Annotated in this window: 16 protein-coding genes and 1 pseudogene; all 17 read right to left on the reverse strand. The window is 38.3% G+C overall.

What is annotated here, in order from left to right; genetic code table 11:
• Nucleotides 1-345: pseudogene (locus tag ADM33_RS08895) on the reverse strand (tagatose-bisphosphate aldolase); the annotation flags it as partial.
• 1 nt (nt 346) lies between these two features.
• Nucleotides 347-1,276 carry a tagatose-6-phosphate kinase gene (locus ADM33_RS08900; protein ID WP_049504630.1) on the reverse strand — a complete coding sequence of 310 codons (930 nt, stop codon included), beginning with the start codon at nt 1,274-1,276 and terminating at the stop codon, nt 347-349.
• 10 nt (nt 1,277-1,286) lie between these two features.
• Complete coding sequence (gene lacB / locus ADM33_RS08905) at nt 1,287-1,802, reverse strand: galactose-6-phosphate isomerase subunit LacB (RefSeq protein WP_001216925.1); 516 nt, start codon at nt 1,800-1,802, stop codon at nt 1,287-1,289.
• 30 nt (nt 1,803-1,832) lie between these two features.
• Nucleotides 1,833-2,258: a galactose-6-phosphate isomerase subunit LacA gene (gene lacA / locus ADM33_RS08910; protein WP_000029280.1), complete on the reverse strand. Its 426-nt coding sequence runs from the start codon at nt 2,256-2,258 to the stop codon at nt 1,833-1,835.
• Nucleotides 2,259-2,515: 257 nt separating this feature from the next.
• Nucleotides 2,516-3,409 (reverse strand): aldose 1-epimerase family protein, encoded by an 894-nt coding sequence (locus ADM33_RS10985; protein WP_080982721.1) that lies wholly within the window; start codon nt 3,407-3,409, stop codon nt 2,516-2,518.
• 102 nt (nt 3,410-3,511) lie between these two features.
• Nucleotides 3,512-4,987: a PTS galactitol transporter subunit IIC gene (locus tag ADM33_RS08920; RefSeq protein ID WP_045763399.1), complete on the reverse strand. Its 1,476-nt coding sequence runs from the start codon at nt 4,985-4,987 to the stop codon at nt 3,512-3,514.
• A 44-nt stretch (nt 4,988-5,031) separates the two neighbouring features.
• On the reverse strand, nt 5,032-5,337 hold the full coding sequence (locus tag ADM33_RS08925) for a PTS sugar transporter subunit IIB (protein WP_000590576.1): 306 nt from the start codon (nt 5,335-5,337) through the stop codon (nt 5,032-5,034).
• 39 nt (nt 5,338-5,376) lie between these two features.
• Nucleotides 5,377-5,853, reverse strand: a complete 477-nt coding sequence (locus ADM33_RS08930; RefSeq protein WP_000521965.1) for a PTS sugar transporter subunit IIA — start codon at nt 5,851-5,853, stop codon at nt 5,377-5,379.
• Between the two features lie 200 nt (nt 5,854-6,053).
• Nucleotides 6,054-6,662, reverse strand: coding sequence for a hypothetical protein (locus ADM33_RS08935; RefSeq protein ID WP_049504634.1), 609 nt, complete (start codon nt 6,660-6,662; stop codon nt 6,054-6,056).
• Nucleotides 6,663-6,859: 197 nt separating this feature from the next.
• Nucleotides 6,860-8,683, reverse strand: coding sequence for a translation elongation factor 4 (lepA, locus tag ADM33_RS08940; RefSeq protein WP_045763401.1), 1,824 nt, complete (start codon nt 8,681-8,683; stop codon nt 6,860-6,862).
• Between the two features lie 78 nt (nt 8,684-8,761).
• Nucleotides 8,762-9,490, reverse strand: a complete 729-nt coding sequence (locus ADM33_RS08945) for a metallophosphoesterase family protein (protein WP_045763402.1) — start codon at nt 9,488-9,490, stop codon at nt 8,762-8,764.
• On the reverse strand, nt 9,491-11,158 hold the full coding sequence (recN, locus tag ADM33_RS08950; protein ID WP_045763403.1) for a DNA repair protein RecN: 1,668 nt from the start codon (nt 11,156-11,158) through the stop codon (nt 9,491-9,493). It abuts the gene before it with no gap.
• 6 nt (nt 11,159-11,164) lie between these two features.
• The gene (locus tag ADM33_RS08955; RefSeq protein WP_045763404.1) at nt 11,165-11,596 is read right to left on the reverse strand and encodes an arginine repressor; all 432 of its coding nucleotides are present in this window, start codon (nt 11,594-11,596) and stop codon (nt 11,165-11,167) included.
• Nucleotides 11,589-12,404, reverse strand: coding sequence for a TlyA family RNA methyltransferase (locus tag ADM33_RS08960; protein ID WP_049504636.1), 816 nt, complete (start codon nt 12,402-12,404; stop codon nt 11,589-11,591). The genes ADM33_RS08955 and ADM33_RS08960 overlap by 8 nt, the downstream gene beginning before the upstream one ends.
• The gene (locus ADM33_RS08965; protein ID WP_045763406.1) at nt 12,397-13,272 is read right to left on the reverse strand and encodes a polyprenyl synthetase family protein; all 876 of its coding nucleotides are present in this window, start codon (nt 13,270-13,272) and stop codon (nt 12,397-12,399) included. Before ADM33_RS08965 ends, ADM33_RS08960 begins: the two co-directional genes overlap by 8 nt.
• Nucleotides 13,269-13,481: an exodeoxyribonuclease VII small subunit gene (locus ADM33_RS08970; protein WP_049504637.1), complete on the reverse strand. Its 213-nt coding sequence runs from the start codon at nt 13,479-13,481 to the stop codon at nt 13,269-13,271. The genes ADM33_RS08965 and ADM33_RS08970 overlap by 4 nt, the downstream gene beginning before the upstream one ends.
• A complete protein-coding gene (gene xseA, locus ADM33_RS08975; RefSeq protein WP_049504639.1) occupies nt 13,459-14,799 on the reverse strand; it encodes an exodeoxyribonuclease VII large subunit in 1,341 nt (446 codons plus the stop codon). Before xseA ends, ADM33_RS08970 begins: the two co-directional genes overlap by 23 nt.
• Nucleotides 14,800-15,091 lie beyond the last annotated feature (292 nt).

A 15,091-nucleotide genomic window follows, 5' to 3' on the forward strand; every position in this document is an offset into this window, starting at 1 on the left:
ACGTTTTGCAGACCAAACATCCAAGCAGTCTGGCAAACGTTTTGTGCTTGTTGTGTCGTAGCCTGTTTTTTCATAAGCAAGAAGAAGACCTGCATTTGGAGCAAGTGCTTTTGTAGCAGGAAGTCCATACTCAGGGTCAAGAAGCATTGATGAAGCGTATTTAGTCAATTCATCCGCTACCAAGACTTTAAGTTCTTCCATTTGAGCTACTGTTGGCTCTTCTGTTTGGTATTGAGCCATAAGGCGTTTCAAAGCACCACGTTGGTCAAAAGCAAGAGCTGAGATGATACCATTCTCATCAGAGAGTTTTTCCAAACATGCACGTTTATTTTCTGTTAAAACCATTTTATACCTCTTTCACTACTAGTTGGTCATATAGGCCTTGATAGTTAGCCATATTGACATGACCGGTCATTTTTTCTTGAGCATTTAGCATACCAAGGACATTCGCCTTAGTCAACAATTCTTGATCAGATTCTTTATGGAAAAGACCTGATGCAATACCTGCAACTGTTGAATCGCCAGAACCAACTGGGTTTACAACTTGAATTTTTGGAATATCCACTTTATAGAAAGTGTCCTCGTGTTTTGCAAAGGCACCATTAGCACCTAAGGAAACGATAATCCACTCAATTCCTCCAAATAGGGGCTCTTGAAGAACCTCTTTTAATTCATCCAAGTCTTTAGAAATTTCTCTACCCAAAAGTTGAGACAATTCTTCATTATTTGGTTTGATAACCGTTGGTTTATGTGGAGATTCAAGAACCGCCTGAAGTGCAGCTCCTGAACAGTCCAAGACAACAGGTTTACCAGCTTGGTTAGCAAGTTCAACTAGACTAGCATAATAGTCAACAGGAAGTCCTGCTGGTAGACTACCTGAAATGGCTACTACCTCTACAGTTTCTAAAAGTTCTTTGAAATGAGCCAAGAAATCTTGTCCTTCTTTTTCTTGAACTTCAGGACCTTTTTCTAGGATTTCTGTTTGATTTTCTCCATGTAGAATTGCGATACAGTTACGAGTTTCCCCTTGGATAGAAAAGAAACGTTTCGAAACTTGATCATCAATATTTTCAACTAGAAAATCACCTAGTTTACCACCAACAAGTCCAGTTGCGACTACAGAATCACCAAATTCTGATAGAACTCGTGTAACATTTAGACCTTTACCACCAGCTGTTTTCGTGACATCGACAACACGGTTGACAGTGTCAATTTTCAATTCATCCAAAGGATAGGATATATCAATGGATGGGTTCATTGTGACTGTTAAAATCATGAGTCACCTCTTAGTCGTGGTATTCACCGCGATCCCACTTTTCAAGGAACTCTGTAAAGAAGTTGGCATCTGTTTGATGATCGTTATGAGTTTCAACGTGTTGGATTTTAGCGATCAATTTTTTATTTTCTTCAGATGGTTTGTATTCAGCGTTGATGAAAGCTTCAATGATATCGCACATAAGCAATTCACCAGTGATTTTACCACCAAATCCGATAACGTTGGCATTCAATTGTTCTTTAGCATATAGAGCTGTTGTCATATCACGAACCAAAGCAGAACGAACACCTGGAACTTTGTTAACAGCGTTATTGATACCTACACCAGTACCACAGATACATACACCAAGATCAGCTTGGCCACTAACTACTGCTTCACCAACTTTTTTACCAAAGATTGGGTAGTGAGTACGAGCGTGGTCATAAGTACCAAAGTCGATGACTTCATGTCCTTTTGATTTCAAAAATTCTGAAACCGCCATTTTTTCATTAGTTACGATGTGGTCACATCCAATTGCAATTCTCATTTTTATCTTACCTTTCTTTCGTTATAAAAATTAGCACATTTTGTTCAACATATCGACACGAATTTGGTGACGACCGCCGTCATACTTACCATTTACAAAGCCTTTAGCAATGTTTTTAGCCAATTCGTCACCAACGAGTTGAGCACCCATAGTAATCATACGTGAGTTGTTGTGACCACGAGTCATATAGGCTGAACGTTCGTCAGATACTTCTGCTGCAACCATTCCCTTGATTTTAGTAGCAACCATAAATGGACCTGCACCATAAGCATCAATGACAATACCAAGATTTTGTTCTTCTTTTTTAACTTCTTCAGCAACTGCAAGAGTTACATCAACGAAGTCTTGACCTTCAGCTGTAACATCCACAACGTGGAAGTTTTCTTTTTCCAAGAAATCTTTAACGACTTCTTTCAATCTCAAACCTGCAGCATCTGCACCAATAACAATAGACATATTGTATACTCCTTTTTTATATAGACCAGTAAAAATTTTTTGGTTCTGGAAAGAAAATGACCATCACCAAGTAGTTACTGGTAGTTTTTGTTGACTATTTTAGTTTAAGAATGATTTATCTAATCACTCTTTGTAACTTCTCCTTGGAGAAATTGGAAGAATAACTTGTTAAAACAAACACAAATTGTTCTTTATAAACATAATATACTACTATTGTTTAAAAAAGTCAACAGTTTATGTTTGTTTTTGTTTATTTTTTAGAAAATTTCTATATCAAAACCAATTTGATCACTTTGACCTGGATTTAAGATTCGAACATTTTTCTTATCCTCTAGATGATCGCCCTCTTCAAGTGAAGTTGACAAACCTGACCAAGGTTCCAGAGCAAGGAAGGGACCTTTATTAAGCGTTGACCAAACGATGAGGTTTGGAAACTCTTCAAAGTCCAGTTTTAATCCCTTATCATGCTTACGTGACCGTAAGGAAACAGAGCGAGAGGTTAATTCATCTAAAGTCACAGCATCATAGCTAAAGAAATCATAGTTTAGATCCAATTCTTTTTGGTCTTTTAACCAGCTACTTCTATCTTGAAAATCTAACATCCCTGTTTCTGGGAATGGTTTAGGAACTGTACAAGTTTCTGGCTTTTCAAATTCGAGATAGTAGTCTTCATAAGCTTCATCATCAAATAAAGGACAGTTAAAGCCTGGATGTCCACCAATAAAATATGGCATTTTCTTATCTGTTTCCTTATTGGTAACTTGATACTGTGTTCGAATAGTTTTTCCAGTAACTGTATAAGTTATTTCTAGTCGAAAATGATAGGGATAATTCTCATACATGTCTTGGTCATCTTCGATAGCAAAGGTGACAGAATTCTCTGTTTGTTCTACTAATTCAAATTCTTTTTTTCGAACCAAACCATGACGCGGAATTTTTCCTGCTACTTGACTACCATCTTCTTGATCATACAAGACAGTATCATTTCTAACGGATCCACAAATTGGAAATAGAACCGGTGCTTGTCCACTCCAGTAAGTTGGATCTCCTTGCCACAAATACTCAATTCCATCTTTGTCTTTTATTGAAGAAAGTGCACCACCAAAAGTTTGAAACTGTACACTTAACTGTTCTGTTTTTAATTCAATCATTAGAATTACCTCCATTTATTTAAGGCCTAAAAAACTAGGCTGTCGACTCCAGATTTGGAAACTGACAACCTAGTTTTTACAATTTACATTTTTAGGAGCGAATTATTTTGCGTTTGCTGCGTATTCTTCATTACGTTTGATCATTTGTTTTCTGTACCATGCAAAGATACCAACGTAGAATACTAGGAATACTAATGCGCCAAGGATAGCTTTGATATCACCAGTTGTAGCGTTACCAATTGCCCAACCAAATAGTTTTTCGATTGGTCCTTCAAGAGTTGAGTGAGTAATCAATTGAGTTTGGCTTACACCTTCTGGGAAGGCACCTACACCTTTAGCAAGTTCTGTTGCAAATGGTGCGATAAGTGTACCTGAAAGAAGGAAGAGTGGCAACAAGAGTGTTCCGAAGATAATCATACGAAGCAATTTACCACGAGTAACTACCAAGAGAGCTGGAGTTACACCCATTGCGATGATACCAGCAAGTGGCAAGATACCATTTCCGACATTTGAAAGAAGCACTGCTTCAACCAACATGATTGGTGCAAGTACGTTAGCACAAGCCCAGATTTCAGCACGACCAGCGATAAATGGCCAGTCAAGACCGATATTGAATTTACGTCCTTGAAGACGTTTAGTAGCAACGTTTGTAATACCTTGTGAAAGTGGTTCTACGGCTGCGATGAACCATGAACCGATCAATGAGAAGAGCTCCAAGCAGACACCGGCAGTCAAACCAAGTGACAACCAACCTTTAATAACAAGTTCCCATTTATCAGCACCTTCAACACCAGGAACTGGATGTGGAGTTCCCATCAAACCGATAACGATACCAAGGATGAAACCGATGAAGAATTTAGATCCCCAGAAACCGATTCGTTTATTCAATTTAGCAGCGTCAAAGTCGTATTTATCAAGACCTGGGAAGAGTTTATCAAAAATCTTATCCAAAACCATGATAACTGGGTTCATCATGTAGTTCATGTGAGTTGAAGTCATTGGTGATGAACTTGGTGCGTTAAGAAGGTCATCAAATGTTGGTTTCATCAAGTCAGAGTTGATGATTTTAAGAACCCCAACAAGAACAACTGCTGCAGTCGCGATGAAGAGTGAAACTCCTTGGCTAACTCCATTGTTGTCAGCGTACCATTTGATCAAAAGACCTGTGATAGACAAGTGCCAGATATCAAAGATATCGACGTCAAGTGTATCAGTTTTCTTCATTGCAAGCATTACAATGTTGACGATCAACATCACAAGCAAGAAGTAAAGTGTCCAAGCTGAACCCCAAGTGATTGTAGCAAGTGGTGCCCAACCAACGTCGGTAATATTCAATTGAATACCAGTGTTTTCAACGAATTTTGCAAGAGACGCTGAGAAAGCACCATTTAACATACCGATGATAGCACCGATACCAGTAAGAGCGATGGCAAGTTTGATACCACCTTCAAGCGCTTTGGAGAATTTCACTCCAAAAAGTAGAGCCAATAAAGTCAAAATGATCAGCATGATGATCGGTCCACCCATTTCCAAGATAGGTTTGAACAGCTTATTGGCTAGTTCGATAATGATATCCATAATTTTCCTCCCTTTATTTTTATGGAATATTTACAAATTAATAATTAACTTAGACCATGTTCTTTGATAGCTGCTTCAATATTGTCATAAACTGGAGCGCTCATAGCTGGAATACGGAACAAGATTGGTCCTGCTTCAACGACTGGAATACCTGGTTCAAAACCTAAATCAGTAGCAGCGATTGGTGTGAAGATATCATAACCTTTAATCAAGTCTTCATTGACATCTTTTACCATAACAGCATCACATTGAACATCGTACCCACGGTTAGAAAGTTCTTCTTCAAGAGCACTTTTAATTTGGTGGCTTGAGTTAACACCTGCACCACAAGCAGCAAGAATTTTAATCATTTGGATTTCCTCCGTTTTTATATAAAAATTATTAACAAATTAAGCAGTCGCTTCTGAGATGTATTGGAACAAAGCTTCAGGTTCCGTAATCTTAGACAGCGCTTCAAGATGACCATTGCCTGTAAAGAAGTCCATCAACTGTGCAAGTATATTTGTTTGACTTGAACTTGAATTGTTGATGATAAAGAAGAGTAATGATACTTCTACTTCCTTATCAGGTGCAATCATATTGTGGAACGTGACTGGTTTTTCCAGACGAACCACGACAACATTTTCAGTTAGATTATGAATTGTATCAGTATGAGGGATAGCTACGTTAGGCAAATCCTTCCCTAAAAACTCCATATCCAAACCAGTTGGGAACGATTTTTCACGTTCAATCAAGGCCGATCGATAGGTCTCTGTAACAACTTTCTTTTCTTCCAGTAGGGTTGCAACTTGATCGAAAAGTTGCTCTTGATTATCTGCTTCTAAGCAAAAGACTAGGTCTTTGTCAAAGAAATGATCTAATCCCATGACCTTCTCCCTTCATATTTAACTTTTATGGTACAAGTATAACACTATATGAAACCGTTGTCAATGTTTTTTTGTTGTATTTTGTTTGATATTTATTTTTTTTGTTTACGAATTAAACATTTAATGATTTCAAACATATTTTTTATAAATTTCTTAATAAGTAAAACAAAAAAACAGGAAGTACTCCTGTTTTCACGATGTTAACTCTTTTTATTGGTCCAACTTTCTTCCACCATTGGAAGAAGATTTTTTAATACCTCTGGAACACCTTCCAGAGAAACATATCTAAACTTACCATCATCAGATTTAAATACCCAGATAATTAAGTATTTACCATTTTTAGCAATACAGTTTACTACATAGGCCTCATAGCCACCGATAGTTGATTTTGACCCCCATACCTTGGAAAAGTCTTGACTTTTCTGTTTAGATTCATAAATACTAGTTGAGATTTGAACAGTTTCAAGCGCAGCGTACTCACTTTCACTAATACCAAACTGCTCTGGTTTAAAGGTATTGAGAGTTACAATATTGACATCCGTCCCATCACAATACTGAATGTCATCTCCACCTTCAATTTCTTTGAAATGAACCCATGATTTAGGAATTTTCACATATCCATAATCATCAGATCCAACTATTTGAGTTTCTTCCGTCTGCTTTTGCGATGAACTAGGCTCTTGACTTGAAACTTCTTGAACACTAGAAGAGGCTTCTGTCTTTACTTCATTTGTCTTCTCTGAATTGCTACAAGCAATTAGACTAAGACTACAAAGTAAAAGTGTAGATAAAGTTATTATTTTTTTCATGATAACTCTCCTTTCACTTCTATTTTAAAGTATGAAGAGAAAAGTGTCAAAAAATTACTGTATTTTGACACTTTACAAAATCAATTGAGTGATTCAAAAGAAAGAAAAAGATTGAAGAAAATTGTCCAAAATGGACTTTTCTTCAATCTAAATCAACTGATCGATTTATTACAATCTATGCTATTCTCACATAGCGACTATTCTTCATCCATGCTCAATACGCTGAGAAAGGCTTCTTGTGGGACTTCTACTGAACCGATGGCTTTCATGCGTTTCTTACCAGCTTTTTGTTTTTCAAGGAGTTTACGTTTACGAGAAACGTCACCACCGTAACATTTAGCAAGCACATTTTTACGAAGAGCTTTAATATCTGTACGCGCGACAATCTTGTGCCCAATAGCTGCTTGGATCGGAACTTCAAATTGTTGACGAGGAATGATTTTCTTGAGCTTATCAACGATGAGTTTCCCACGTTCGTAGGCAAAGTCCTTGTGAACGATAAAGCTAAGAGCATCCACCTTATCACCATTAAGAAGGATATCCATTTTCACCAGCTTAGATGGACGATACTCTGACAATTCGTAATCAAAGCTTGCATAACCGCGTGTCGAAGATTTTAGTTTATCGAAGAAGTCAAAGACAATTTCAGCTAGTGGGATTTGATAGATAATATTAACACGATTGTCATCAATATAATCCATGGTCACAAAGTCACCACGTTTGCGCTGAGCTAATTCCATTACTGCTCCGACGAATTCTTGCGGTACCATGATTTGTGCCTTAACATAAGGTTCTTCGATAGTTGCAATCTTTGTAGGATCTGGGAACTCGGATGGGTTAGACACATCCATAGACTCACCATCAGTCTGATTAACCTTGTAGATAACTGATGGTGCAGTCATAATAAGGTCGATGTTAAACTCACGTTCCAAACGTTCCTGAATAACATCCATATGAAGAAGTCCAAGGAAACCACAACGGAAACCAAATCCAAGAGCTTGAGAAGTTTCAGGTTCAAACTGAAGACTAGCATCGTTGAGTTGCAATTTTTCAAGAGCTTCACGAAGGTCATTGTATTTATTTGACTCGATTGGATAGAGACCTGCGAAAACCATTGGATTCATCTGCTTGTATCCTGAAAGTGGTTCTGTCGCTGGATTTGTCGCCAAGGTTACTGTATCACCGACACGTGTGTCCTGAACAGTCTTGATAGAAGCCGCGATATAACCAACGTCACCTGTCGCAAGGAAGTCTCGTCCTACAGCTTTAGGTGTGAAGATTCCGACTTCAGTAACATCGAAGGTCTTACCATTGCTCATGAGCTGAATCTTATCACCAGGTTTGACTACTCCATCCATGACACGAACTTGGAGGATAACACCACGATAGGCATCATAAACTGAGTCAAAAATCAAAGCTTTCAATGGTGCTGACACGTCACCAGTTGGTGATGGAACTTTTTCTACGATTTGCTCGAGAATTTCTTCGATACCGATACCCGCCTTAGCTGAAGCCAATACTGCTTCGCTAGCATCTAGACCAATGACATCTTCGATTTCTGTTCGCACGCGCTCTGGATCTGCTGCTGGTAGGTCAATCTTATTGATAACTGGAAGGATTTCCAAATCATTATCTAAGGCAAGGTAAACGTTTGCTAGAGTTTGAGCCTCAATCCCTTGGGCAGCATCAACGACCAAAATAGCACCTTCACAGGCAGCTAGGGAACGTGAAACCTCATAGGTAAAGTCCACGTGTCCAGGTGTGTCAATCAAGTGGAAGATATAAGTCTCACCATCTTTAGCCGTATAATTAAGCTCGATAGCATTAAGCTTGATAGTAATTCCACGCTCACGCTCTAAATCCATACTATCAAGAAGTTGGGCCTGCATTTCACGACTGGAAACTGTCTCTGTCTTTTCCAAAATACGGTCTGCTAGTGTTGACTTTCCATGGTCAATATGGGCGATAATAGAGAAGTTACGAATCTTCTCCTGTCGTTTTTTCAATTCTTCTAAGTTCATCATTCTCTTCCTTTCAGGGTATCTATTAATTATAAATTGTTTTTAACATTTTGACAAGACCATACCCTGTTAGGAGTACTAATCTTCAGCAACAAAGCCGTCATTTTCAATGAAGTAATGTTCTGTCATACCTTGGTCGGTAAAGACAATACCGTGAAGGACACCACCGTAAACAGCTCCTCCATCCATTCCAATCTTACCGTCTTCTGTCATCCAAAGTTCAGATGTACCAGGTTTTTGATCCAACAAACCATAGACTGGTGTATGTCCAAAGACAATGGTTTTTCCAGTATGATTGGCTGCTTCGTGGAATGGTTTTCTGAGCCATACCTTCTTATAGTCAGTAGTATCGTGCCAATCCTCCAAAGTCAAATCAATACCGGCATGAACAAAGATATACTTTTCCGTTTCAATGACAAAAGGCATCTGACGGATAAACTCCACTAAGTCTGCTGCTTCTGTCTCAACACGCTTTGCATCTGCTACTCCATCTACTGGTGCATCCAGTGGGCGTCCCAAAATAGAATTAATAGTTGTATCCCCACCATTTCGACGATAGTGGTCATAACTTTCTTCAGGATTATCCAACCAAGTTAAAAACATATACTCGTGGTTCCCTGATAAGCAGATGGCTCCTTGGTTATCTACCAAATCCTTGACCATTTCAAGAACACGGCGACTATCTTCTCCTCTATCAATCAAATCTCCAAGAAAAAGTAATTGAGTCTTGCCATCCCATGTTTTAAGTAAATCTTCTAACATTCCAGCTTTTCCGTGGACATCACCAATTACATAATAGTCTGTCATTTATTTCTCCTTACTTTGTAATAATTCTCTTGCTTGAGTCAATGCTGCTTCTGTTACATTCTCTCCAGCCAACATCTTAGCGACTTCTTCAATCCTTTCTTCAACTGTCAACAAGCGAACTGTTGAAACGGTTGAATATTCATTGCTAATCTTTTCGATGAAGAACTGATAATCTGCAATCGCAATAACTTGCGGAAGGTGAGAAATCGCCAATACTTGTCCGTTCTGACCAATTTTGTGAATCTTTTGTGCAATGGCTTGAGCTACACGACCTGAAACTCCCGTATCCACCTCATCAAAGACGATACTGGTCTTGCCTTCCTTACGAGAAAAAGCAGACTTGATAGCCAACATCAAACGAGACAACTCTCCTCCAGAAGCTACTTTTACTAATGGTTTAAAATCTTCTCCAGGGTTGGTTGAAATGTAAAATTCAACACTCTCATTACCTTCGCGACTGAATTTTCCTTGACTAAAACGAACTTGAAATTGTGCTTTCTCCATGTATAGGTCTTGCAATTCTTGCTTGATTTCAGCTTCTAAGTCCTGCGCTATTTTATGGCGAGCTTGAGCAACTTGACCCGCTAGATCCACAAGATTTTTTTCAAGTTTCTTGAGTTCGATTTCCATATCTTCAGAAGATAGATTATTTCCTGTTAGAAGATTGTATTCATCTGTAATCTTGGCAAAGTATTCAAGGACATCATCCACACTACCACCATACTTACGGGTAATGGTGTGAATTAAATCTAGTCGGCTTTCAACCTGCATCAAACGATTACCATCAAAATCTAAATCATCAATAATGGATTCCAAGCGCTTGGTGATATCTTCTAGAACATAATAGGATTCAGAAAGGGAGTTTGAAATCTCACGATACTCTGGATCGAACTCTTCAAGACTTTCCATATCATTCATGGCCGAACGAACATTTGCAAGGCTTGAAAATTCTTCATTATCAAGCATACTATAAGCATTTGTTAAAGTATCGGCGATATGTTTATGGTTAAGAAGTTTGTCTCTTTCTTGATTAAGGGCAATATCTTCACCAGCTTTCAAATTAGCTGCTTCAATCTCAGCCATCTGAAATTCCAACATTTCAATTCGAGCCTTGTGTTCCTGCTGATTTTTTTTGATGTCAAGCACTTGCTTGCGCATACGGCGGTAGTTATCGAAGCTCGTCTGATAGGCTTCTTTTAATTCAAAGAAAGAGGCATCCCCAAACTCATCCAACATCTGGATATGTCGATGTGGGCGCATTAACTCCTCTTGGTCATGTTGACCATGGATATCAACTAGCTGTTGACCAATCGTCCTTAATACTGAAAGATTAACCATCTGTCCATTGACACGACTGATGCTCCGACCGTTTTGTAAAATTTCGCGACGAATAATGATTTCATCACTTAATTCTAATCCTTGTTCATCAAAAATTTCTTCTAGCGCACGATTACTTTCAATTGAAAAAAGACCTTCAATTTCCGCTTTTGGTGCCCCATGACGAATGACTTCTGTTGTAGCTCGAGCTCCTAACATCATATTCATAGCGTCAATAATGATTGATTTACCCGCACCTGTTTCACCAGTTAAAACAGTCATCCCTTGTTCAAAGTTCAAAGAAATTGATTCGATGATAGCAAAATTTTTAATCGAAATTTCAAGTAACATATAATCCTACCAATTTTTAACTTGCTCAAAAATATCTTTGGCTGTTTCTTCACTTCTCAATACCATCAAGATGGAATTATCATCAGCAATACAGCTAAAAATTTGGTCAGAAAAAACAGTCATCAACTGACTCTTGACGAAAATAGTATTTCCTGGAATGACTTGCAAATTGATCATATTTCCCATGCGTTCAGCATGAACAATATTGTTTTCTGCCAATTGCAAGCTTCTAACGATTGATTTTGGTAATTCATAAATGTAAGTATTGTCTTTCAATGGAATTTTTACAATACCCAATTCTTTAATATCTCGGGAGACTGTTGCTTGAGTAGCAGAGATACCTGCTTCTCTCAAGTGTTCAACGATTTCTTCCTGTGTGCCGATTTGATAATCTGTAACAAATCTTCTAATCTTCTCAAGTCTCTCTTTTTTATTCATCTTTAAATTCTCTATGTGCTTTCTCCACTATTTTTTCTATTTCAGAAGTAACCTGATTGATTGCGTGATCTTCTTTTCGCAAATAGGCTAAAAACTCGATATTCCCATGACCACCTTGAATAGGAGAATAATCCAATCCTAAGACTGAAAATCCTTCATCAACTGCCATTTTAGTAACTGATTCTAAAACATTTTGGTGAATTTTGGCATCTCTGATAATTCCATTTTTACCAATCTGTTCTCGACCAGCCTCAAATTGAGGTTTAACTAGAGCTACAACCTGACCTTGATCAGCTAAAATACGGTGCAAAGCCGGCAAAATAAGGCCTAAGGAAATAAAACTGACATCGATACTTGCGAAACTTGGTTCCTGTTCAAAATCAATTTTTTCCGCATAACGAAAATTAAACTGCTCCATACTGACAACACGAGGGTCTTGGCGTAATTTCCATGCCAGTTGGTTAGTACCAACATCAACTGCAAAAACTAGTTTAGCACCATTTTGCAACATGACGTCAGTAAAACCACCTGTTGAAGCTCCGATATCAATGGTCGTTTGTCCCTCAACTGATAGATCAAAAATATCTAGTGCCTTCTCAAGTTTCAAGCCACCACGACTGACATACTTAAGTTTCTCACCCTTGAGTTTCAACTCTGTATCATCAGGAATTTTTTCTCCTGGTTTATCAAATCGTTCGCCATTTAAAACAGCGACTACCAAACCTGCCATAACACCTCGTTTGGCTTGTTCTCTCGTTTCAAATAAACCTTGTTTGTAAGCTAGTACATCTACTCTTTCCTTAGCCATTGATTCTCAAACTTTCTACTATTTTCACAATTGGCTCCTTATCAAAACTCACAACTTGACTAATCTCTTCTAGTTTCGCAGTAGCTTGATCCAAAGTTTGATTGCAAAACGCTATCGCCTGGTCTAATCCCAACAATGCAGGATATGTTGACTTCTCGGCTTGCAAATCTTTCTGGGGTGTCTTTCCTATTTCCTCAAAACTTGCTGTTACATCAAGGACATCATCTCTCACTTGGAAAGCCAGGCCAATCAATTCGCCAACTGTTTTAAGCTGTTTTTGAAGATTTTCATCCAATCCAGCAATGATACCAGCAGCTTGGAAAGGAAAGGCTAATAGTTTACCGGTCTTATTAGCATGGATAGTCTGAAGTCCCTCTAAATTCAAGTGTTTTCCTTCACCTTCCATATCTAACACTTGACCAGCTACCATTCCCATACTTCCAGAAGCAAGTGATAAATTAGCTATTAAATCAACCTTTGTTTGACTCGGTAAATCAGCTTGAGCAATTAAAGCATAGGGATCCAAAAAAAGCGCATCCCCTGCTAAAATAGCTAGAGCTTCACCATACACCTTATGATTGGTCAAACGTCCTCGGCGATAATCATCATTATCCATAGCAGGTAGATCATCATGGATCAAACTTCCTGTATGAATCATTTCTAGTGCCGCTGCAACTTGAGCATGTTCCTGAGTGATAGGCACTTGCAAGGAGTCCAAAACTTCTAAAAGTAAATATGGACGAATCCGTTTACCTCCAGCATGTATGGAATAAAGAACAGCTTCTCTTAAACTGGACGCAAATTGTTGGTTGCCATAAAAGTCTTCAAGAGCTGACTCGACCAAAGCTAGTTTTTCCTGCTTGTTCATACCAGTTCACTTTCTGTTCCATCTACTTGCATCACCTTGACCAAGGTCTTTTCAGCCTTATCAAGTGTTGCCTGCAATTCTTTGGATAAGAGCATTCCTTTTTGAAATGCAGAAATAGCATCTTCCAAAGCAATTTCACCATTTTCTAAGCTTTGAACAATCGTTTCAAGTTCTGCTAGATTTTCCTCAAATTTCTTTTGTTTTGACATCTCTTACCTCTAAATCTACTTGACCGTCTCGCATCAACAGTGATACTTGGTCATTTTCTTTCAAATCTTTCGCAGAAGCGACTACGACTTCTCCTTTTTTGACAATTGCATAACCTCTGGCTACAATTCGACTAGTATCTAGCATAAGGAGAGCTTCTGATAGGCGTTTTACTTCTGCTACTTTTGCATCATAGGTCACAGCCATCTGGCTTCGCAGCAGTTTCTTTAATTGCTGGATACGATCCTGATAACGCTGGATTTTGATGATTGGTGATAATTGTTCCAAACGGTGGATTTGTTCTTGAACCTTTTGTTGATTTCGAACCAATTCAGCATTCAGTCCTTGCTTCAGTCGTAGCTGTAACTGATCCAAGCGTTGTAGATAACCGTCATATAAACGCTCTGGTTGTCTGAAGATGACCGATTGACTGAGGATTCTCAAAGCTTCTTGTTTCTTTGACAAATTATGCTTAACCGCTGTAGTCATACGTTTTTCTTGATTCTGAAGATAGGTCAAAAGGTCTAACTTAGTTACTGGTGTAGCGAATTCAGCAGCAGCTGTCGGTGTTGCCGCTCTCTTATCAGCCACAAAATCAGCCAGAGTGACATCCGTTTCATGACCTACACTCGAAATAATCGGTAAACGAGATTCAAAAATTGCTCGAACTACAATTTCTTCGTTAAAGGCCCAAAGATCTTCAATGGAACCACCACCACGTCCGATAATCAGAACATCTAAGTCATCTCGTTCATTGGCTCTCGCAATGTTACGAGCAATCTCCTCTGCAGCACCCTCACCTTGAACTTTAGTAGGATATAGGACAATTTCCACACCAGGGAAACGTCTACTGACTGTAGTGATGATATCTTGGATAACAGCACCACTTCGACTGGTCACCACACCTATTTTTTTTGAAAATTGTGGTAAAGATTGTTTAAAGCGTTCTTGAAATAAACCTTCTTCTGCCAGTTTCTTCTTAAGCTGTTCAAATTGGATAGCCAAGGCACCAACACCATCTGGTTCAGCTTTTTCAATAATAATCGAATAGCTTCCACTTGGCTCATAGACTTGGACGCGACCAACTACATTAATCTTCATCCCTTCTTCCAAGTCAAATCCCAAACGTTGGTAGACACCCGACCAAATGGTCGCCTGAATAACCGCTCGGTCATCTTTAAGAGAAAAATACTGATGGGTTGGACGCTTACGGAAGTTAGAGACTTGACCAGTTAAATAGACCCGTTCCAAATAGGGGTCTTTATCGAATTTCATTTTTAAATACTTGGTCAAAGTTGTAACCGATAAATACTTTTCCATCTCTACCTCCTTTTTTTCTCTAGTTTTTCCTGGGTATTATTATACCAAAAATATGCTTAAAAATCATTATTCGGTTCGATTCTTTTCAATAATAAGTATAAAACAAAACAATGATAAAGTGGTTTATTTATTTTTTATATAATAATCTTTATGCCATATACAGCTATTCTAACAATTATACAATAAATAAAGAGTTTAATACAAAGGTATAGCTCATAACAAAAAAGGCTCCATAATTTCTGTAGTGGGTAGCACCACCATAGGAATTATGGAGCCTATTTTGTTGTAGAAA

This window comes from Streptococcus oralis (genome assembly GCF_001075875.1).
Taxonomy (GTDB): Bacteria; Bacillota; Bacilli; order Lactobacillales; family Streptococcaceae; genus Streptococcus; species Streptococcus oralis_I.